Annotated in this window: 18 protein-coding genes; 3 read left to right on the forward strand and 15 right to left on the reverse strand. The window is 72.7% G+C overall.

The genetic code is table 11. The annotated features are described in order from the left end of the window. Positions 1-5: 5 nt before the first annotated feature. A complete protein-coding gene (locus tag ABD785_RS15530) occupies positions 6-617 on the reverse strand; it encodes a hypothetical protein (RefSeq protein WP_344828446.1) in 612 nt (203 codons plus the stop codon). Between the two features lie 60 nt (positions 618-677). Continuing rightward, a complete protein-coding gene (locus tag ABD785_RS15535) occupies positions 678-1,400 on the reverse strand; it encodes a helix-turn-helix transcriptional regulator (protein WP_344828449.1) in 723 nt (240 codons plus the stop codon). Between the two features lie 60 nt (positions 1,401-1,460). Between ABD785_RS15535 and ABD785_RS15540 the strand changes: the two genes are divergently transcribed. Beyond that, positions 1,461-2,642: an MFS transporter gene (locus ABD785_RS15540; RefSeq protein ID WP_344828452.1), complete on the forward strand. Its 1,182-nt coding sequence runs from the start codon at positions 1,461-1,463 to the stop codon at positions 2,640-2,642. A 17-nt stretch (positions 2,643-2,659) separates the two neighbouring features. Here ABD785_RS15540 and ABD785_RS15545 read toward each other — a convergent pair whose 3' ends face one another. The 7 genes from ABD785_RS15545 to ABD785_RS15575 form a co-directional block, all read right to left on the reverse strand. Further along, positions 2,660-4,045 (reverse strand): sulfatase-like hydrolase/transferase, encoded by a 1,386-nt coding sequence (locus ABD785_RS15545; RefSeq protein WP_344828455.1) that lies wholly within the window; start codon positions 4,043-4,045, stop codon positions 2,660-2,662. An 86-nt stretch (positions 4,046-4,131) separates the two neighbouring features. Further along, positions 4,132-5,766 carry a solute symporter family protein gene (locus ABD785_RS15550; protein WP_344828459.1) on the reverse strand — a complete coding sequence of 545 codons (1,635 nt, stop codon included), beginning with the start codon at positions 5,764-5,766 and terminating at the stop codon, positions 4,132-4,134. Continuing rightward, on the reverse strand, positions 5,763-6,086 hold the full coding sequence (locus tag ABD785_RS15555) for a DUF485 domain-containing protein (protein ID WP_344828462.1): 324 nt from the start codon (positions 6,084-6,086) through the stop codon (positions 5,763-5,765). The genes ABD785_RS15550 and ABD785_RS15555 overlap by 4 nt, the downstream gene beginning before the upstream one ends. Before the next feature lie 176 nt (positions 6,087-6,262). Further along, positions 6,263-7,732, reverse strand: a complete 1,470-nt coding sequence (locus tag ABD785_RS15560) for a sodium/solute symporter (protein ID WP_344828465.1) — start codon at positions 7,730-7,732, stop codon at positions 6,263-6,265. Continuing rightward, positions 7,729-8,103: a hypothetical protein gene (locus tag ABD785_RS15565; protein ID WP_344828468.1), complete on the reverse strand. Its 375-nt coding sequence runs from the start codon at positions 8,101-8,103 to the stop codon at positions 7,729-7,731. The genes ABD785_RS15560 and ABD785_RS15565 overlap by 4 nt, the downstream gene beginning before the upstream one ends. After that, a complete protein-coding gene (locus tag ABD785_RS15570) occupies positions 8,100-8,822 on the reverse strand; it encodes a LytR/AlgR family response regulator transcription factor (protein WP_344828471.1) in 723 nt (240 codons plus the stop codon). The genes ABD785_RS15565 and ABD785_RS15570 overlap by 4 nt, the downstream gene beginning before the upstream one ends. A gap of 31 nt (positions 8,823-8,853) precedes the next feature. Continuing rightward, positions 8,854-9,975 carry a sensor histidine kinase gene (locus tag ABD785_RS15575; protein ID WP_344828474.1) on the reverse strand — a complete coding sequence of 374 codons (1,122 nt, stop codon included), beginning with the start codon at positions 9,973-9,975 and terminating at the stop codon, positions 8,854-8,856. A 77-nt stretch (positions 9,976-10,052) separates the two neighbouring features. Here ABD785_RS15575 and ABD785_RS15580 point away from each other — a divergent pair, with 77 nt between their 5' ends. Beyond that, the gene (locus ABD785_RS15580) at positions 10,053-10,952 is read left to right on the forward strand and encodes a formylglycine-generating enzyme family protein (protein WP_344828477.1); all 900 of its coding nucleotides are present in this window, start codon (positions 10,053-10,055) and stop codon (positions 10,950-10,952) included. An 8-nt stretch (positions 10,953-10,960) separates the two neighbouring features. Here the strand turns inward: ABD785_RS15580 and ABD785_RS15585 are convergent, their stop codons facing one another. Together ABD785_RS15585 and ABD785_RS15590 are read right to left on the reverse strand one after the other, a co-directional pair. Further along, entirely contained in the window at positions 10,961-14,488 is a 3,528-nt protein-coding gene (locus tag ABD785_RS15585) for a protein kinase domain-containing protein (RefSeq protein WP_344828480.1), read from the reverse strand. 18 nt (positions 14,489-14,506) lie between these two features. Further along, on the reverse strand, positions 14,507-16,138 hold the full coding sequence (locus ABD785_RS15590) for a serine/threonine-protein kinase (protein WP_344828483.1): 1,632 nt from the start codon (positions 16,136-16,138) through the stop codon (positions 14,507-14,509). A gap of 58 nt (positions 16,139-16,196) precedes the next feature. Here ABD785_RS15590 and ABD785_RS15595 point away from each other — a divergent pair, with 58 nt between their 5' ends. After that, a complete protein-coding gene (locus tag ABD785_RS15595) occupies positions 16,197-17,132 on the forward strand; it encodes a carbohydrate kinase family protein (protein WP_344828486.1) in 936 nt (311 codons plus the stop codon). 21 nt (positions 17,133-17,153) lie between these two features. Here ABD785_RS15595 and ABD785_RS15600 read toward each other — a convergent pair whose 3' ends face one another. The 4 genes from ABD785_RS15600 to ABD785_RS15615 form a co-directional block, all read right to left on the reverse strand. Next, positions 17,154-18,179, reverse strand: a complete 1,026-nt coding sequence (locus tag ABD785_RS15600) for an ABC transporter ATP-binding protein (protein ID WP_344828488.1) — start codon at positions 18,177-18,179, stop codon at positions 17,154-17,156. Between the two features lie 66 nt (positions 18,180-18,245). After that, the gene (locus tag ABD785_RS15605) at positions 18,246-18,974 is read right to left on the reverse strand and encodes a thioesterase II family protein (protein ID WP_344828491.1); all 729 of its coding nucleotides are present in this window, start codon (positions 18,972-18,974) and stop codon (positions 18,246-18,248) included. Positions 18,975-18,987: 13 nt separating this feature from the next. Further along, complete coding sequence (locus ABD785_RS15610; RefSeq protein ID WP_344828494.1) at positions 18,988-19,566, reverse strand: GNAT family N-acetyltransferase; 579 nt, start codon at positions 19,564-19,566, stop codon at positions 18,988-18,990. Positions 19,567-19,596: 30 nt separating this feature from the next. Then, the gene (locus ABD785_RS15615; RefSeq protein ID WP_344828497.1) at positions 19,597-19,824 is read right to left on the reverse strand and encodes an MbtH family protein; all 228 of its coding nucleotides are present in this window, start codon (positions 19,822-19,824) and stop codon (positions 19,597-19,599) included. Positions 19,825-19,840 lie beyond the last annotated feature (16 nt).

Genomic DNA, 19,840 nt, shown 5'->3' on the forward strand with positions numbered 1-19,840 from the left:
CCGACCTAAACGGGTTCGGCGGCGTTCACACGGATGCCCGCGGCGGCGAAGGGGCGCAGGATCTCGGGGTCCGGCGGGTTCACGCCGAGGAACTCGACGCGGGTGAGCGGGCCGCCGAGCGCGGCGACCGCGTGCGCGAGGTCCCGGCCCGGCTCGACCCCGGCGAAGACGAGGGTGCCGAGGAGCGGGAGCCGCCGCAGCCCGGCGAGCGCGGCCAGGTCGAGCCGGGGCAGCCGCAGGCACAGCACCCGGACGGACTCCGGCAGCCCGCCGAAGCCGTGCCCCGTGGCGGCGGCCCCCTTCAGCCGGACGACCTCGAGGCCGGTGAGCCGGTCGAGACCGCGGAACGCATCGTCGGTCATCAGGTCCGAGGCCAGCCCCAGCTCTGCCAGGCCGCCGAGGCCGGTCAACGCGGCGGCCCCACGGTCGGTGAAGGGGCCCTCGACGTTGAGCACCTTCAGCCAGGGCATCGCGCCGACCTCCCCCAGGATCTCGTCGGTGACCCCGGTCAGGTCGAGTTCCCGGAAGGCCCGCTCCCCGCGCAGGCCGCCCGTCCAGGCGCCCGTGTAGGCGAGTTCCGCGTCCCCCGGCAGTTCCACACTGCGCGCATCGCTCATACTCCCCAACGTAACCACGGTGGGTGACGGAAAACGCCACGCCGCGTTTCCTCCGGTCGGCTAGTCGTTGACGAGATGGGCTCCCGGGGTGGTGCCGAAGGCCGTCCGGAAGGCGTGGATGAAGGCGCTGGGGCCGTTGTAGCCGCAGTCCGCGGCGACGGCCGTCACCGACGATCCCCTGGCCAGGAGGGTCAGTGAGTGGTGCAGGCGCAGCTGGGTGCGCCACTGCGGGAAGGACATGCCGGTCTCGGCGCGGAACAGCCGGCTCAGGGTCCGTTCGGAGGCACCGACCTCCGCGCCGAGCTCGGCGAGGGTGCGCGGCGTGGCCGGGTCGGCCTCCAGCAGGGCCGCGACGTCGCGCAGCCGGGCGTCGGCGGGGGTGGGCAGCCGGACCGTCAGCCCCTCGACGGGCCGCAGCTCGTCCAGGGCCACCCGCTGGAGGTTGCGCCGCCGCTCGGGACCGGGAGCGTCCTCCGCCGTCAGCGCGGCGACGACCTCGGCGAGCAGCGGGCTGACGGCCATGACCGTGGGACGGCGGAGGGCCAGCGGATTCTCGGCGAAGATCACGCAGCGCAGGTCGGTCGGCCCGTGGGCCTCGTGGGCGTGCGGGACCAGGGCGGGCAGCCAGACGGCCCGCTGCGGCGGGACGGCCCAGACGGCCTCGGCGGTGGAGACCCGCAGGACGCCCCGGCGCGGATAGATCAGCTGGTGGTCGGCGTGGTGGTGCCAGTCGACGCGCTCGCGGTGGGCCAGCGGGACGCGCGACCGAGGATGGCGGTTCATCGACATGAGTCGGCAGAGTATCGCTAGCCCGCGCCGGGCGCCGCCGTGAATGCTCGTGCCATGACCGAAACACTCGAACGCAAGGAGACGCGTTCGCCGCTGCGGCGGATGCGGATGTGGGGCACGGCCCACGCCGTCGACGACCTGTACCAGGGGCTGGTCCCCGCGGCCGTCCCCTACTTCGTGCTCGACCGGCACTACGGCTACGTCGCGGCCTCCGGCCTCACCCTCGCCGCGACCCTCGGCAGTTCGATCCCCCAGCCGTTCATCGGCCTGGCCGTCGACCGGTGGCGGCTGGGATGGCTCGCCGCCGCCGGGGTCGCCACCGCCGGGATCGGCCTCGGCCTGTCGGGCCTGTTCTCCTCCTACGCCGCCGTCTGGTCGCTGATCCTCCTGTCGGGCCTCGGCGTGGCGATGTTCCATCCGGCGGCGGGCCGGGCGGCGCGGGAGGCGGCGGGCGACAGCGCCGCGGCGATGAGCGTCTTCGCCGCGGGCGGCAGCGTCGGCTTCTTCCTCGCCCCGGTGCTCGCGACCCCGGCGCTCATGGCCCTGGGGGTCGGCGCGACCGCGCTGTTCATCCCGCCGGCCGTGCTGATGGCCTTCGTCCTCCACCGCAACCGCCCGGGTCCCTCCTCGGTCCGGACCGCGGTCCGCGCCGGGGCCGACCGGTGGCGTCCGTTCCTGGTCCTGACGGCCGTCGAGATCGTCCGATCGGTGATCTTCTTCGGGGTGCTGACCTTCGTCGAGCTGTACTGGATCCGGCACCTGCACGCCGGGCGGGCCGTCGCCGGGGTCGCGCTGGCCGGGTTCCTCGTCGGCGGGGTCGCCGGAACCCTGCTCGGCGGCCGGCTCGCCGACCGGATCGGGATGGTCAGGACCGTCCAGCTCGGCGGGCTGCTGGCCGTTCCCGCGCTGATCGCGCTGCGGGCCGCGCCCGGAGCCTACGCTCCGCTGCTGTTCGCGGTGGCCGCGGGCGTCGCGCTCAACCTGCCGTTCGCGGTCCTGGTCAAGCTCGGCCAGGACTATCTGCCGGGCCGTCCGGGCACGGCGGCGGGCGTGACGCTGGGGCTGGCCGTGAGCGTCGGCGGTCTGCTGTCACCCGTCCTCGGGCTCGTCGCCGACGCCCGAGGGCCGCAGGGCGTCCTCACCGTGCTGTGCTTCCTGCCCCTCACGGCGCTCGCGCTCGGGCTGTTCCTCACCGAGCCCGGGGAGGAGACCGTCCCGGACCGTGCGACGGCTTGACCTGGCGTGCGCCAGCACTACGACCAGGACGCGTCGGCCAGGTCGGCGAGCTCGGCGACCAGGCGCGGGTGGCGGGAGGCGACGTCGCGCTTCTCCCCCGGGTCGGCGGTCAGGTCGTAGAGCTCGTTGCGCCAGCCCGACCTGCGGGCCGGACGCCGCTCGCCGGGGGCGAAGCGGACCAGCTTCCAGCGGCCCCTGCGGACGGCCTCGGCCAGCCGGGTGACGCTCCCGTGCTCGGTGGCGTTGGCCCTGCGGGTCTCGTGGGTCTCGCTGCGGTACCAGTAGCGGTGCCCGGGCGCCGGTGCCCCTCCTCTGCCGGTCAGGACGCCCGCCAGCGAGGCGCCGTCCAGCCCGCCGGGAACGGCCGCCCCGCCGAGTTCGGCGAGCGTGGGCAGCAGGTCGGTGTGCTGGGTGAGCCGCCCGCTCGTGCCACGCCTGACCAACCCCGGCGACCAGGCGACGAACGGGACCCTGATGCCGCCCTCGTAGATGTTGCGCTTGTAGCCGCGCAGCGGGCCGTTGGCGTTGAAGCGGTCGGGGTTCACTCCGCCCTCCTCGTGCGGTCCGTTGTCGCTGGTCACCAGCACCACCGTCGGACGATCCGCGTCCTTGACGGCGGCGACGAGGTCGCCGATGTGGGAGTCCAGCCGGGTCACCTGGGCGGCGTGCCCGCGGTCGGCCTTCGGCCAGTTCCGGTGCGCGTAGCGCCCCTGGGACGGCACGGTGCTGGGCGCGTGCGGCAGGTTCGGGCTGAAGAAGAGCAGGAACGGGTCGTCGCTCTTGCGCCGGGCGAACCGCACGGCCTGGTCGCGCAGCAGATCGGGGGCGTACGCGCCGTGCAGGGCGACCCGCCGGTCGTCGTGCCAGAGATGGTCGGGCCGGTAGTCGTGGGCGGCATGGTGGGTGAGGTAGCCGTAGAACTCCTGGAACCCGTGGGCGTTGGGATGGCTGGCCTGGTCGGGACGGTCGGGCCCGAAGCCCCACTTGCCGAACAGCCCGGTCCGGTAGCCCGCCCATCTGAGCACCTCGGCGACGGTGGTGTCGGCCGCGCGCAGGCCGCCGGGCAGCCCCGCCCGCGGGTTCTGCCTGACCCGTGCGTGCCCGGAGTCCAGCCCGGTCAGCAGTGAGCAGCGCGACGGCGCGCACACGGCCGCCGCGGCGTAGGCCTGGGTGAACCGCAGCCCCTGGCGGGCCAGCTCGTCGACGACGGGCGTCCTGATGAGCTTCTGGCCGTAGCAGCCGAGTTCCCCGTACCCGAGGTCGTCGGCGAGGACGACCACGAGGTTCGGCCTCGGGCCCGCCGCGCGGGCGTTCGCGGACGGTGCGCCGAGCACCGCTCCCGCGGCGCCGAGCACCGCCGTTCCGAGGACATGTCTGCGGCTGGGTCCACCTTCGCGTTCCACAACTCCACAATATCAACCAAACAAGTAGGAAATAAAGGGAAAAGGGGGCCCCGGTGTCCTCCTGGAGGACGCCGGGGCCTTACGGGCTAGTGCGGGGTCGCCTTCTCGGCGCCGATGCCGGTCAGGGATCTGACCTCCATCTCGGCGTACTTCTGAGCGTTGTACTCCTTGCTCAGGATGGTGCCGAGATAGCCGCAGAGGAAGCCGATCGGGATCGAGACCAGACCCGGGTTGTCCAGCGGGAACCAGTGGAAGTCGACGTCGGCCGGGAAGAGGCTGAGGCTCTTGCCGTCGGCGCCGGCGCCCTTGCCCGACACGACCGGCGAGAAGAAGACCAGCAGCATCGCCGAACCGAGACCGCCGTAGATCGCGGAGACGGCGCCCTGGGTGTTGAACCTCTTCCAGAACAGGCTGTAGAGGATGGCCGGGAGGTTGCCGGAGGCGGCCACCGCGAAGGCCAGCGCCACCAGGAACGCCACGTTGAGCTTCTGCGCGAAGATGCCCAGGACGATCGCGATCGCGCCGATGACGAACGCGGAGATCTTCGCGACCCTGACCTCCTCCTTCTCCGTCGCCTGACCCTTGCGGATCACGTGGGCGTACAGGTCGTGCGCCACCGACGAGGACGACGCGAGCGTCAGGCCCGCGACGACCGCGAGGATCGTGGCGAAGGCGACGGCCGCGATGAACGCCAGCAGGATCGTCCCGCCGGTGCTCCCGAAGACGATGTCGCCGATCTTCTCCGCCAGCAGTGGCGCCGCCGTGTTGCCCGCGGCGTTGGACTTCGCGATCTCCTTCGACCCGACCAGGGCCGCCGCGCCGAAGCCCAGCACCAGGGTCAGCAGGTAGAACACGCCGATGATGCCGATGCCCCACAGGACGGACTTGCGGGCGTCCTTGGCGGTGGGAACGGTGTAGAAGCGGATGAGGATGTGCGGCAGGCCGGCCGTGCCCAGCACCAGCGCGAGGCCGAGGCTGATCAGGTCGAGCTTGCCCTCGAGGCCCTGGGCGTCCGTGCCGTACTTGAGGCCGGGCTCGAGGAACTTGTCGCCCTTGCCGGACTGCTCGGCGGCCTTGCCCAGCATCTCGGAGAAGTTGAACCCGTAGTGGCCGAGCACCAGCAGGGTGATCAGGGCCGCGCCGGTCATCAGCAGGACGGCCTTGACGATCTGCACCCAGGTCGTGCCCTTCATGCCGCCGACCACGACGTAGATGATCATCAGCGCGCCCACGGCGACGATCGTCAGGGCCTTGGCGGCGTCACTGGTGAGGCCGAACAGCAGGGCGACGAGCGCACCGGCGCCGACCATCTGGGCCAGCAGGTAGAAGACCGAGACGACGATCGTCGACACACCGGCGGCCGTGCGGACCGGCCGCGGGCTCATCCGGAAGGCGAGCACGTCGGCCATGGTGAAGCGGCCCGAGTTGCGCAGCAGCTCGGCGACCAGCAGCAGCGCCACCAGCCAGGCGACGAGGAAGCCGATCGAGTACAGGAACCCGTCGTAGCCCGACAGGGCGATGATCCCGGCGATCCCGAGGAAGGAGGCGGCCGACATGTAGTCGCCGCCGATCGCCAGGCCGTTCTGGATGGGAGAGAAGTTGCGGCCGCCGGCGTAGTAGTCGGTGGCGTCCTTGGTCTGACGCGAGGCGCGCAGCGTCAGGAAGAGGGTGAACCCGACGAAGATGACGAACAGCGTGATCGCTAGGGTCTCGTGGCTCACAGTCCGGTCGCCTCCTCGCGCACCTTCTCCGACAGGGGGTCGAGCTTGCTGCTGGAGTAGCGCTCGTACCACCAGGCGATGACGAAGGTCGAGACGAACTGGAGCAGGCCGAAGACCAGGGCGACGTTGACCTTGCCGAACAGCACGTGGCCCATGAAGCCGCGCGCCCACGCGGACATGACGACGTACAGCAGGTACCAGAACAGGAAGCCGGCGGTCAGCGGGAAGACGAACGAGCGGAACTTACGCCTCAGCTCGAGAAAATCCGGACTCTGCCGGACCCTCTCGTACATGTCGACGTCCTCAGGAGCAGCGCTCAAGTGGACCTCCTCGAAGGGGTTTGTGATGGGGATCACGGGGCGGGTTGGCCCACAACGTAAGGCCGGGTCCCGGCCAAGTGGAGATGTTTATCGGCGAGGTGCGGGGCCGGGTCGGCGACGACACGCCACGTGCGACGAGCGGTCGTTCTGGCACGACGAACGGTCGGAGGAATCCGTCAAACGCGGCGCGGGCGCCAGTCGCCCCGATCCAGGGCGAGGGCCTCGGGAGTGTGCAGCCGGACCATCGTCCTGGCCACTCCGGCCGGTGCGGCGGTACGCCGCGACACCAAGATCATAACCAGAAAAGTGACCGGGACGGTCCAAGCGCCGGGTTGCGCGAGAAGTGTCGCGCCCCAGCCCCTGCCCGCGCCGAGGGCCACGGTGAACACGACCGCTCCCCCGGCCAGTACTCCCCCGGCCACCAGCCCGGCCAGCGCGCCCGCCGCCGTGAGCCCGCGCCACCAGATCCCGAGCACCAGCAGCGGGCAGAAGGTCGAGGCGGCGAGCGCGAACGCCAGACCGACCATGGTCGCGACCGGCAGGGACGAGGGGACGGCCAGCGCGACCGACAGGGGCACCCCGATCGCCAGCAGCGTCGCCGCCCGGAAGGAGCGCACGCCGCCGTGGAACAGGTCCTGGCCGATCACCCCCGCGACCGAGACCGTCAGGCCCGAGGAGGTCGACAGGAACGCCGCGAACGCCCCGGCGGTGAGCAGCGCGCCGAGCAGGTCGCCGCCGAGCCCGCCGACCAGGCGGTGCGGCAGTTCGAGGACCACGAAGTCGGGGTCGGCGAGGTCGGAGGCGTAGACCCTGCCGAGCGCGCCGTAGGCGGCCGGCAGCAGGTAGAACAGCCCGAGCAGGCCCAGCACGACGGCCGTGGTCCTGCGCGCGGCCCTGCCCTCGGGGTTGGTGTAGAAGCGCACGAGCACGTGCGGCAGGCCCATGGTGCCGAGGAAGGTCGCGAGGATCAGGGAGTAGGTGGCGTAGAGCTGGTGCTCCTGCTGGAGCGGCAGCAGCCAGGTCGGGTCCGAGACCCCGGGCGATCCGTCACCGCGCCAGGCGATCAGCAGGAAGACCAGCGGGACGGCCAGCGCCGTCAGCTTCAGCCAGTACTGGAACGCCTGCACCAGGGTGATGCTGCGCATCCCGCCCGACCACACGCCGATGATGACGATCGCGGCGACGAGGGCGCCGCCCGTCCAGCGGGGGCCTCCCGTGACGGCCGCCAGCACCCGTCCAGCGGTCTGGAGCTGGGGCAGCAGGTAGAGCCAGCCGATGAGGACCACGAGGAGCGCGGAGGCCCGCCGCACGGCCATCGACTCCAGCCTGGCCTCGGCGAAGTCGGGCAGCGTGTAGGCGCCCGAGCGGCGCAGCGGCGCCGAGACCAGCACCAGCAGCACCAGGTAGCCGCCGGTCCAGCCGACGGGCAGCCACAGCATGTCCGCGCCGTTGGTGAGCACCAGCCCGGCGACACCGAGGAAGGACGCGGCCGACAGGTACTCCCCGCCGATGGCCGAGGCGTTGGCGACCGGGGAGACCGCCCGGGACGCCACGTAGAAGTCCGAGGTGGTCCTGGCGAGGCGCAGCCCGTAGAACCCGGCCAGCAGCGTCGCCGCCGACACCGCGACGATGGCGGCCAGGTTCACCGGCGGTCCACGAGGTCGGCGAAGTCCCGCTCGTTGGCCTCGGCCTGGCGCACGTACCACCAGCCGCAGAGCGCGAACAGCGGGTACAGCAGCACGGCGAGCAGCAGCCACGGGACGGGCAGCCCGGCCAGCCTGCCCTGGCGGACCGAGCCCGACAGCCAGAACAGCAGCGGCAGCCCGCCGACCACGAGGACGAGCAGGGTGCAGACGAACAGCGACAGCCTGAGCTGGGCGCGGATCAGGGACCGCATGTAGACCTCGCCGAGCGCGGTCTGCTCGTCGATCTCGCGCGTCCCCCGGCCGCCCCACCGGGCGACGGCCCGGGTCTTCGGGCTGGTCACCGTCACCCGCGACGGCCTGCGGTCGGTCACGGCCGCCGCCTGAGCAGCAGGTCGCGCAGCTCCCTGACGTGCCTGCGGCTGACGGGCAGCTCGACGCCCGCCACGAGCACCGTGCAGCGCCCGGAGTCCAGGCGAAGCTCGGTGATGTGCGGGACGGCCACGAGATGGCTGCGGTGGATGCGGACCAGCCCGGCACCGCGCCAGCGCTCCTCCAGCACGGCCAGAGGGATCCGGACGAGATGGCTGCCGCCCGGGGTGTGCAGGCGGGCGTAGTCGCCCTGGGCCTCGATGTAGTGGACCTCGCCCGGCTGCACGAACCGGGTGACGCCCGACAGCTCGACCGCGACGGCCTCCGCCTCCTGGGCGGGGGGCGGCTCACCGGGTGAGGCGATCCGGCCGAGCGCCTGGGACAGCCGTTCGGGCCGGACGGGCTTCAGCAGGTAGTCGGCCGCGTGGACCTCGAAGGCGTGGACGGCGTGCTCCTCGTGGGCCGTCACGTAGACCAGCCGGGGCGGGGTGGCGAACTGGGCCAGCAGCCGGCCGAGGACGATCCCGTCGATGCCGGGCATCCGGACGTCGAGGAAGACCGCGTCGAACGGCCGGTCCTCGGCCAGGGCCCGGTCGAGGGCGCGCAGGGCGGCGGCTCCGTCGCGGGCTCCGTTCACCTCGCCGACCCGGGAGTCCGCCCGCAGCAGGAACACGAGGTCGTCGAGGGCCGGTCCCTCGTCGTCGACGGCCAGTACACGCATCACCAAAGAGTGATGGCCACCACAAACCGTGTCAATCAACCGATACTCCCGGCCGGTACTTCGGAACCCGGAAGCTGACCTTCATCCCCGCGTCGACGGCCGTCTCGACGACGAGGCCGCTGGCGTCGCCGTAGACCTGCCGCAGCCGCGAGTCGACGTTCGCGAGCCCTATCCCGCTGTCCTGGTGCCCCTCCCCCGCCAGGACGCCGCGCATGGCCTCGGGGTCCATGCCGACCCCGTCGTCCTCGACGCTGATCAGGCAGTCGGCCCCCGCGTCCTGGGCGAGCAGGGTGATCCGGCCGGGGCCGGGCTTGCCCTCCAGGCCGTGCCTGACGGCGTTCTCCACCAGCGGCTGGAGGCACAGGAACGGCACCGCGACGGGCAGCACCTCGGGCGCGATCCGGAGCGTGACCCGCAGCCGGTCCTCACCGAAGCGGGCGCGGGCCAGCAGCAGGAACCTGTCGATGTTGTGGAGCTCCTCGGCGAGGGTGGTGAACTCCCCGTGCCGCCGGAAGGAGTAGCGGGTGAAGTCGGCGAACTCCAGCAGCAGCTCCCGGGCCCGCTCGGGGTCGGTGCGGACGAACGAGGCGATGGTGGTGAGGGCGTTGTAGACGAAGTGCGGCGAGATCTGCGCGCGCAGCGCCCGCACCTCCGCCTCGACCAGCAGGTTCCGGGAGCGGTCGAGGTCGGCCAGTTCGAGCTGGGTGTCGACCCACCGGGCGACCTCCTCCGTGGCCCGCACCAGCGCCGCCGACGCCTGGGCGCCGTAGGCGATGAGGGCGCCCACCACCCGTCCGTCGGTGGTCAGCGGGACCACGACGGCCATCCCGTCGAGGGTGTCGGCGACCCGGGTCCTGCCGGTGGAGAGGGTCTCGGCGGCCAGCTCCAGGGCGTCCTTGCGGGCGCCGCAGAGGACCTCCTCGCGGCTGGTGATCGCCAGTTCGTCCGTGCCGAGCAGCTCGCGCAGATGCCGGCCCGCCTTCTCCGCCCCCGTCCTGGTCAGCCCCCCGCGCAGGGCGGGTGCGGCGAGAGCGGCCTTGTGCAGGGTCTCGAACGCCGCCCGCTCGACCGGCCCGCCGAGATCACGCCGCCGCAGCCTGACCAGCACCACGACCGCGACGACCGCGACGATTCCGGCGATGACGTACTCCACCCGGCCAAACTAGCCCGCCCGCCGCCGCGTGATCCAGGCCGGACCGGGGAGGCGGCGGGCGTGGATAGCCTGGGCGGATGAGCTCGCACGACGTTCCGGCCTGCTGCGCCGCCTCCCGGCCCGCCGGGACGGCCGCCGCCGGGCCCGTCCACCGGATCACGCCGGTGGCCGCGGCCGCGCCGAAGGGGATGATCACGCTGCCCGGCGGGACCTTCCTGATGGGCAACGAGGACGCGCTGGCCAACCCGCACGACGGGGAGGGCCCCGTCCGCGAGGTGACGGTCGAGCCGTTCCGGATCGACCCGATGACGGTCACCAACGCGCAGTTCGCTCGCTTCGCCAAGGAGACGGGCTACGCGACCGAGGCCGAGCGGTTCGGCTGGTCGTTCGTCTTCTACGGCCTGCTCGCGCCCGAGGTCGCCGACGCCGCCCAGGCCCCCCAGGGCACCCCGTGGTGGCGGGCGATCGAGGGAGCGGCCTGGAACCGCCCCGAGGGGCCGGGGAGCGACGTCCGCAGGCGCCAGAAGCATCCCGTGGTCCATGTCTCCTGGAACGACGCCGCCGCCTACGCCGCCTGGGCGGGCAAGCGCCTGCCGACCGAGGCCGAGTGGGAGTACGCGGCGCGCGGCGGCCTGGAGCAGGCCACCTACCCGTGGGGCGACGAGCTGAGCCCGCGCGGGCAGCGGCGCTGCAACATCTGGCAGGGCTCCTTCCCCGGCCACCACACCGGCCGTCCCGGACCGGTCGCCGCGGACTCCTACCGCCCCAACGCCTACGGCCTCTACAACACGGTCGGCAACGTCTGGGAGTGGACCGCCGGCACCTTCGCCGGCGATCCCGGATCCCGCCCCATGCGCGGCGGCTCCTACCTCTGCCACGACTCCTACTGCAACCGCTACCGCGTCGCCGCCCGCACCGCCAACACCCCCGACTCCAGCACCGGCAACACCGGTTTCCGCTGCGCCGCCGACGCCTGAGGCCCGTCTCAGCAGGTGGAGCGGTAGCCGATCGAGGCGGGCACGTAGGTCTTCCAGTCCTCGCGGGACAGCGGGCCCAGCCGGGCGCAGAAGGACGCGCTGATCTTCACGGGGTCGATGAGGTGGGTGCGCAGCAGGCCCTCGCGGTCGATGCTGAAGACCGCCGAGCCGTCGGGGGCGAAGGCGATGGAGGACGCCGTGTCGTTGGGGGTCGTGCTCTTGGGGACGTGGCGTCCGGTCAGGGGGAGGCCGAGGAGCCGGTTGCCCTTCATGTCCCACAGCCGGATCTGGGCGGTCGTGTCGGAGATCGCCAGCAGGGAGCCGTCCCGGGAGAAGGCCATCGAGGGACCGGGCGTGCCGCCGGGCCGGATCTCCGACCGCTGCCTCAGGGTGGCGGCGTCCCAGAAGCGGACGTTCTCGGTGTTCGGCTCGGCGACCACTCCCTGGGCGCTGAGCGCCTGGGCCGACTCCAGCCCGTGCGCGGCGGGCACGAGCCGCTTTCCGGTGGCGACCTCGACGACCCCCTGGTCCTGGGCCGAGACCACCGTGCGTCCGTCGGGGCTGAACAGCACCTTCGGGTGGTCGTAGAGGTTGCCCGCGATCGGCCGTGAGCCTCCGGCCGGCGGCTCGCCCTTCGAGGTGGCGCGCAGCCTGCCCGAGGGCACATCCCACAGGTCCAGGAGCGAGGTCTGGTCGGTGTCCCCGGTCAGGAAGGCCAGGGTGCGGGCGTCGGGCGAGAAGGCCATCGGCGTCTCCTTCACCAGCGTCCTGCCGGTCGCCAGGGTGGACCTCTTCGCCGCCGACCGGACATCCCACAGGTCGATCCGGCCGTCCTGGTGGGTCTCGGCGAGGGTCGCGCCGTCGGGCGAGAGCACGAGGTTCCCGCCGCCCTCCCGGAGCAGGTCGAAGGGGAGCGAGCCGCGCTTCTTCCTGGTCAGCGGGTCGAAGACGTCGAGAGTGTGGCGGGACTGGGTGACCAGGGTGGAGCCGTCGGCGCTGAGCAGCGTGACGGTGCTGCTGGAGAAGGCCGTGTCGTCGAGCCGGACGGTGTCCTGGATCGTTGCCAGGGAGATCACGTTGATCCTGCGCTCTCCGTCGACGCAGCGCACGGAGCGGTCGCCGGGGCCGAAGGTCTGGCGGGTGCACTGCCCGATGCCGTACCGGAAGACCGGGTGCTGCTGGTAGTGCTCGATGTCCCAGATCATGCCGTTGAGCAGCAGGTAGCGGCCGTCCGAGCTGTAGACGGGGGCGCTGGTGAACGGCGTCTTCGGGACCGTGCGGACGGTGGTGAGCCCCTTGTCGAGCCGGAGGTGACGCACCTGGTCGCCCTGGACGAGCGCCAGGGCGTTGCCCGCCGGGCTGATCGCCAGATTGTCGATCTTCTTCTTGGGGATCTCGAACTTCGGCAGCTTGACGCGGGAGCGGCTCTTCACCTCCCAGACCTCCAGTGACGGGCCCCGCGTCCCCACGAGGTAGCCGCGGCGGCTGAGGTCGACGACGTCGAAGGCGTAGGGCACGTCGAGCAGGACGGCTCCGGTCGCGACGTCGTGGACCCTGGTGTGCTTCGCCTCGATGGTGAGCAGGCGGGTGCCGTCCTGGTCGAGCTGGAGGTAGGGCTCGGGCAGGCGGATCGTGACCGGGGCGGGAGTGCCGGTCGCGACGTCGTGGAAGGTGACCGTCCCGTCCTCGTGGTAGACGCCGAGGCGCTTGCCGTCGCCGCTGAGGGTGAGGCTCCCGCCGAGCAGCGGGCGCTTGACCGGCGAGCCGGGGACGGCGAACTCGCCGACCTGCGCGCGGGTGTCGACGTCGAAGATCTTGACCCGGTCGGCCCAGGCGTAGGCGAGGAGGCGGGCGGGGCCGTCGGTGGTCCAGCTCAGCGCGTCCTCGACGCCCGGCGGCCGGTAGATGTCCTCCTCCCACTGGCCGTTCAGGGTGACCAGGGCGTTGCGGGTGTCGGCCGAGCCCGGGGCGATGTCCCCCGCCGCGACCGCGAGCCGCCGGGCCTTGACGGGGTCGATGCGCCGCAGGCTGATCGCGAGGTTCGCGACCTGGGCGCCGATGGCGTCGTCGCGCTGGCGGGTGACGGTCTCGTTCTTGGCGGCGAGCGTCCTGCCCTGTTTGAGGGAGGTCGCGGCGGTCCCGCTCGCGACCACGAGGAGGACGGCCAGCGCGGTCGCCAGGAAGCCGCGGTTGCGGGTGCGGCGGCGGGAGGCCAGGACGGAGCCGTCGAGGAAGGAGCGTTCGAGGAGGTTCAGGGTGAGGTGGCGGCGGCCCGCGACGGCGCCGGTGATGGCCTCGTCGAGGGAGCTGCCGTGCAGCAGGTCGGCGTTCTTGCGGCCGTGGCCGTCCCAGCGGCGGGCGGCGTCGGCGAGGGCCCGGTGGGCGTCGAGGACCGGGCGGTCGGTCTCGGCCCAGTCGCGCAGGCGGGGCCAGGCGCGCAGCAGGGCGGGGGCAGCGAGGGAGACGCGCTCCTCCTCCTGGCGCAGGATCCCCGCCCCGGCCAGGGCCGCGACGACGCGGCGGACGGCAGGCTCGGTGGTCTCGCCGTCCAGGAGCTCGGGGAAGACGACCGTGCGGAAGTCCTCGGGGGTGGTGGCGACCATGCGGAGCAGGACCCGAGGCACGGCCTCGCGCGCCTCGGGGTCGAGCCCGGTGTAGGCGGCCTCCGCGGCCTCGGCGGGCGACGGCGCCAGGGCCGCGGCGGGCAAGGCCGCGGCGGCGCGCTTGCCCTCCTCGAGCGGGGCGTCGCCGATGAGGGCGTCCAGGAGGCCGCGGGCCGTGGGACGCGCGGCGGGGTCGCGGGAGAGCGCCCGTTCGACCAGCGGCAGCAGGGAGGAGGGCAGCGCGTCGAGGTCGGGTTCGGTGTTGACGATCTGGTAGATCAGCGAGGGGAGGCTCTCGCCGTCGAACGGGAACTTTCCCGTCGCCGCGTACAGGACGACCGCGCCCCAGGCCCAGACGTCGACGGCGGCCGTGGCCCGCTCCCCCTGGAAGACCTCGGGCGCCATCCAGCGGGGCGTCCCCTTCATCCCCGTCGCGCTGCGGGACATCTCCTCGGTGCGGGCGATGCCGAAGTCGATCACGCGGGGGCCGTCGGGGCCGAGCAGGACGTTGGCGGGCTTGAGGTCGCGGTGCACCACCCCGGCCTGGTGGATCGAGGTGAGCGCGGTGGCGATGCCGATCGCCAGGCGGAACAGCTCGCCGGGGCCGTAGGCGCCGTTGCGCTCCACCCACGACTGGAGGTCGGGCCCGGGGACGTACTCGCTGACCAGGTAGGGCGGCAGATGGTCGAGATCGGCCTCGATGATGCGGGCGGTGCAGAAGGACGCGACCCGGCCGAGGGCCGCCACCTCCCTGCGGAGCTGGTCGCGGTAGGCGTCGGTGATCTGGTCGGCGTGCAGCGCCTTGACCGCCACCCGGGCGCCCCCGGCGTCGTAGCCCTCGTAGACCACCCCCTGCCCGCCGGCGCCGAGGCGTCCGGCCAGCCAGTAGGGACCGAGCCCGCGAGGATCAGAGGAGAGCAGTGGCGAGACCATAAATAGACAATATCGTCTCTATGGAGTGAAGCGGGAGAGCTCCCAGTCGTCGAAGAACGCGACGGTGTTCGGCCAGGTGGGGTCGTTGCGGTTGACGGTGAGGCCGACCCTGCCGCCCGTCCAGGGGGCCTTGGCGTCAACGGTGTCGAAGGCCTTGCGGCCGTCCACCCAGAGGGCCAGCCGGGTGCCCGCCCCCGCCGGGGAGCAGACGGCCTCGAGACGGTGCCGGGCGGTGCCCAGCCGGCCGACGACGCCGGTGGCGAGGTCGGTGTAGGAGTTGCGGACCGCCTTGCGGACGCGGGCGTTGCCCTTGGTGCTGACGAGCAGCTCGTAGCCGCCCGTCCCGGCCGTGCCGATCGCGTCGTTGCCGAAGCAGAGGAAGCCGGCCTCGCCGTCGGGGTCGCCCTCGGCGATCCTGACCTCGGCTGCCAGCAGCAGGGGCAGCGGGTCGTAGGCGGCCGGCCAGCTCCAGTAGGTCGTGAACGCCGCCGAGGTCGTCTGCCGCCACTCGCCCTTCTCGTACCGGCCGCCCCGGTCGGGTCTCCAGCCCGACTTCGGATCGTCGAACCCGTCGGGGCCGAGCAGCCGGGCGGCGGCCTCCGGCGGTCCCTCCGCCCCGCCGCCGACGATCCGCAGCGGGCTGCCCGGCACCAGCAGAAGAAGCGCGACCAGCAGGACGGCGAGCACGCCCGCGCCCGCGAAGGTCCCGTACAGCACGGCCCTGCCGCGCCCGCGCCGCTCCGCCGGGCGCGACGGCGGCGGGACCGGGGGCGCGTGCCCGCGCCGCCAGGAGTCCTCCACCCGGTGGGCGGCCTGTTCGGGGACGACCCCCGGCTCGCCGAACAGATGCGACAGCAGCTGCGGGACCGTCGGCCTGCGGCGGGGGTCCTTGTGCAGGGCCCCTTCGACGAGCGCGCGCAGCCGGCCGTCGAGGCCGTCGAGGGCGGGTTCGGCGTTGCCGATCCGGTAGATGACGTCGTGCAGCGTGGTCCCGGAGAACGGCGAGCGGCCGGTCGCGGCGTAGGCGACGACGCAGCCCCAGGAGAACACGTCGGCCGCCGGGGTGATCTGCCCGCCGTCCAGCAGCTCGGGGGCCAGGAACGCGGGGGTGCCGAAGACCGTCCCGGTGCGGGTGACCTGGCCCTCGCCGTCGACGCTGCGGGCGATGCCGAAGTCGATCACGCGGGGGCCGAGCGGCGACAGCAGCACGTTCGCCGGTTTCAGGTCGCGGTGCACCAGCCCCGCGGCGTGGATCGCCGACAGGGCGGTGGCCATCCCGACGGCCAGGCCCTCCAGGTCGGAGCCGCGCAGCGGCCCGCCCTCCCGGACGGCCCGCTCCAGGGTCGGCCCGGACACGAACTCGGTGACGACGTAGAGCGGCGGCCGGTCGAGCTGAGCGTCCAGGACGGCGGCGGTGCAGAACCGCTGGACCCGTCCCGCCGCGCCGACCTCGCGGCGGAAGCGCTCACGGAACCGCGGATCATGCGCCAGCTCCGGGCTGATCACCTTGACGGCCGCCTTGCCGCCGTCGGCGTCGACCCCCAGGTAGACGACGCCCATTCCGCCCCTGCCGAGCCGTCCGGCCAGCCGGTAACGGCCCAGTCCGGGCGGGTCGGCGCTCTCCAGGGGATCGAGCGGGGGCTCCGTCACGGATCTGATCCTCCCCCGATTCGCGGTGCTTCCACCAGTCGGCCGTACGCTACGCCGCATGACCTCTGTTGTGACGCTCGGGGTGCACATCGTCGATGTGCTCACCCTCCCCGTGGACACCCTTCCCACCGGCCAGGACACCGTCCTCGTCGATCAGATCCGCCTCACCGCCGCCGGCTCCGCCGCGGGCACCGCGGTGGACCTCGCCAAGCTCGGCGCGGACGTCGTCTCGATGGGCGCGGTCGGCGACGACGAGCTCGGCGATTTCCTGATCATGCTGATGACCCGGCACGGGGTGGACGTCTCCCGGCTGGCCAGGCTCGCCGACCAGACCAGCGCCTCGATCCTCCCGATCACCAGCAGGGGCACGCGTCCCTCGCTGCACGTCCCGGGAGCGAACCTGTCGGTCGTCGCCGAGCATGTGGACGGGGACGCGCTGGCCGCCGCCCAGGTGATCCATCTGGGCGGTCCCGACGTCACCTGGGCGCTCAACGACCCGGCGTTCTTCGCGAAGCTGTCGGCGGCCCGCGACGCCGGCGCCGTCGTCACGATGGACCTGCTGTCGAACCTGCCCGACCTGCTGAAGGGCGCCGCGGCGTTCCTGCCCTACGTCGACTTCTTCCTGCCCAACGAGGAGCAGGCCCTCGCCATGACCGACGCCGCCACCCCCGCGGAGGCGGCGGCGTCCCTGCTCGCCGAGCACGGCCTGAAGGCCGTCCTGGTGACCCTCGGCGGCGAGGGCAGCCTGGTCGCGACCCCCGAGGGCTCCACCGTCCTGCCGGTCCTGCCGGTCGAGGTCGTCGACACCACCGGCTGCGGCGACGCCTACTGCGCCGGGTTCATCAGCGGCCTCCTGCACGACCAGGACGTCCTGACCGCCGCCCGCTGGGGGACGGCCGCCGCCTCCCTGGTCGCCCAGGGCCTCGGCTCGGACGCCGGGATCGTCGACCTGGCCGGGGTCCGCGCCCTGGTCCAGAGCGAGGAGCGGCCCTGACGTCGGGCGGTCGGCGCCGCGTCAGGCCTTGTGCGGCGCCGGAGGCGGGGGCGGCGGCTCCTGCCACCGGCCCGCCAGCCGGTCCCAGTCGATGAGCCAGTCGCGGCCCTCGTCGTCGACGAAGGAGCCGGGCGGCGCCTGCACGCCGTGCGACTGGAGCCACTGGCCGGGACGCGCCTGGTACGGCCTGGGCCGCCCGTTCGTCGGCATGATCTGCGGCGGGATCGGCGCGGGCCTGGCCCTGGACCGCCCGCCGTTCCCCTCGGACCGCAGCGTCGCGTCGTCCTTCTCCTCCGACATCCCGATCGGGCCCTCGCGGCGGGCGTTGAAGAACTGGTTCACCGCCGAGTCCGTGCTGGAAAGGATCATCTCCCGGTGCCCGAACATGACCAGGCCGCGCCGGAACAGCAGCCCCATGTTGTCGGGCAGCACCCGGGCGGTGCCGATGTCGTGGGTGACGATGAGGATCGTCGCGCCGGTCTCGTAGTTGATGTCGGCGAAGAGCTGGTTCAGGTAGGAGGTGCGGACCGGGTCGAGGCCCGAGTCCGGCTCGTCCGCCAGGATGATCTCCGGGTCGAGGACCAGCGCCCGCGCCAGCCCCGCCCGCTTCCGCATGCCGCCGGAGATCTCGCCGGGCAGCTTGCCCTCGGCGCCGACCATGCCGACCATCTCCATCTTCGACATGACGATGTCGCGGATCTTGGACTCGCCGTATCTGGTGTGCTCGCGCAGCGGGAACGCCACGTTGTCGTAGACGCTCATCGACCCGAACAGGGCGCCGTCCTGGAACAGCACGCCGAATCTGCGGCGCAGCTCGTAGAGGTGTTTCTCCCGCAGCTCGGGGACGTCGACGCCGTCCACCCAGACATGCCCGCGGTCGGGCCGCAGCAGCCCGATGAGGTTCTTGAGGAAGACCGACTTCCCGGTCCCCGACGGCCCCAGCAGGGCCGAGATCTGCCCGGCCGGAACCGTGAAGGACACGTCCTCCCAGATCACCTGCCGGCCGAAGGTCTTCTTCAGCCCGTCCACCCGGATCTCGACGCCCATGGCCCATCTCCTAAGCCCGCGACCGCCCTGAACGTACGCCGGGAGCAGCGGCTTGAGAGGGCCCAATCACAGGGGGACGTTCAGCGCCTTCATGATCTCGGCCAGCACCTCGTCGCGGCGCTCGACGAGGTAGAAGTGATCGCCGGAGAAGGAGCGGAGCTCGAACGGCCCGGTGGTGAGCTCGGCCCAGTGGGCGGCGATCTCGACCGGGACGTGCGGGTCGCCCTCGCCCGTCATCGCGGTGACCGGGGACGTCAGGGGGGCGCCCGGGGTGTGCCGGTAGTCCTGGAGCATCTGGAAGTCGGCGCGGATGTAGGGCAGGACCAGCTCGCGCAGCTCGGGGTCGGCCATCGCGTCGGCGTCGCTGCCGCCGAGGCTGAGCAGCTCCTGGACCAGCGCCGCGTCGTCGTTGATCGGGACGGTCCTGCGGCCGGCCCACTTGTGGGCGGGCAGCCCGGCCGACACGAACAGGTGGACCGGCGGGGAACCCTTCTCGGTGAGGATCCGGGCCGTCTCGAAGGCGACCAGGGCGCCCATGCTGTGGCCGAACAGGGCCATCGGGCGGTCCTGGAGGGGGGCGAGGGAGGCGGCGGCCATCCGGGCGGTCTGCATGATGCCGGTCGGGAGCGGGTCGGCCATCCGGTCGGCCCGTCCGGGGTACTGCACGGCGTGGACCTCGACGGCCGGGCTCACCGACCAGCTCCGGTAGGCGACGGCCGAGCCGCCGGCGTGCGGGAAGCACACCAGCCGGGTCGTCGCCCACGGCCGGGGGGTGGGGCAGCGGAGCCAGCTCATCGGGTTTCCTCCGTCAGTCCTCGTCGTGGACGAGGCGGTCGAGGCGGGGGTCGCCCGGCAGGGGCCAGGGCGCCACGCGGGGGTCGGGGACGGCTTTGACGAACGTCTCCTCCTCGGCGACCTCGAAGCCGCGGCGCAGGTAGTTGGCCTTGGCGTTGGGGTGGTCGAGGGTGGAGGTGCGCAGATGGACGCGGCGGGTCGGCCCGAAACCACCCGCCCAGAGCTGATCACGCTGCCAGGCGCGGCGCACGCACTGCTCGACCAGGTAGCCGCCGAAGCCCCGGCCGATGAACGCCGGGACGAGCCCGACGAGGTGGATCTCGGTGTCGCCGTCCGGCTGGGCCTCCAGCTCGAAGTATCCCGCGACCGTTCCCGCGGCCAGCGCGATCCAGGTGGCCAGCTGGGGCCGGTCCACCCACTTCACCCAGTCGTCGTGGGTCCAGCCGAACCGGTCGGTCCAGCAGACCCGGGCGCCGACCGTCGCGTACATCGCGCGGTTGAAGTCGGGAGACGGCAGTTCGGCCAGGCTGAAGGACATCTCTCCCGAGGGGAGCGGACCGGTCCGCAGCGAGCGGCGGTCCAGCATCTCCATAGCCCATTCAGTGACCGTGATCCGCAAGGGTCAGGAACCCGTCGCAGTGGCGGCGGACATGGCCTCGATCAGCGACTTGGGCCGCAGGTCGGTCCAGTTCCGCTCGACGAACTCCAGGCACGCCTCCCGGGTGTCCTCGGTCTTGGCGACCGTCCAGCCCGCGGGGACGTCCGCGAACGACGGCCACAGGGAGTGCTGGCCCTCGTCGTTGGTCAGGACGAGGAAGCGGCCGTCCGCGTCGTCAAAGGGGTTCGACATCGTTCCTCCGATTACG

This window comes from Actinocorallia longicatena (genome assembly GCF_039534125.1).
GTDB classification, from domain to species: Bacteria; Actinomycetota; Actinomycetes; order Streptosporangiales; family Streptosporangiaceae; genus Actinocorallia; species Actinocorallia longicatena.

Bases quoted from the DNA above. Each gene is read 5' to 3' on its own strand.
- ABD785_RS15580 (WP_344828477.1), top strand. From the start codon at position 10,053: ATGAGCTCGCACGACGTTCCGGCCTGCTGCGCCGCCTCCCGGCCCGCC.
- ABD785_RS15595 (WP_344828486.1), top strand. From the start codon at position 16,197: ATGACCTCTGTTGTGACGCTCGGGGTGCACATCGTCGATGTGCTCACC.
- ABD785_RS15535 (WP_344828449.1), bottom strand. From the start codon at position 1,400: ATGAACCGCCATCCTCGGTCGCGCGTCCCGCTGGCCCACCGCGAGCGC.
- ABD785_RS15605 (WP_344828491.1), bottom strand. From the start codon at position 18,974: ATGAGCTGGCTCCGCTGCCCCACCCCCCGGCCGTGGGCGACGACCCGG.
- ABD785_RS15570 (WP_344828471.1), bottom strand. From the start codon at position 8,822: ATGCGTGTACTGGCCGTCGACGACGAGGGACCGGCCCTCGACGACCTC.
- ABD785_RS15600 (WP_344828488.1), bottom strand. From the start codon at position 18,179: ATGGGCGTCGAGATCCGGGTGGACGGGCTGAAGAAGACCTTCGGCCGG.
- ABD785_RS15540 (WP_344828452.1), top strand. From the start codon at position 1,461: ATGACCGAAACACTCGAACGCAAGGAGACGCGTTCGCCGCTGCGGCGG.
- ABD785_RS15530 (WP_344828446.1), bottom strand. From the start codon at position 617: ATGAGCGATGCGCGCAGTGTGGAACTGCCGGGGGACGCGGAACTCGCC.
- ABD785_RS15610 (WP_344828494.1), bottom strand. From the start codon at position 19,566: ATGGAGATGCTGGACCGCCGCTCGCTGCGGACCGGTCCGCTCCCCTCG.
- ABD785_RS15615 (WP_344828497.1), bottom strand. From the start codon at position 19,824: ATGTCGAACCCCTTTGACGACGCGGACGGCCGCTTCCTCGTCCTGACC.
- ABD785_RS15585 (WP_344828480.1), bottom strand. From the start codon at position 14,488: ATGGTCTCGCCACTGCTCTCCTCTGATCCTCGCGGGCTCGGTCCCTAC.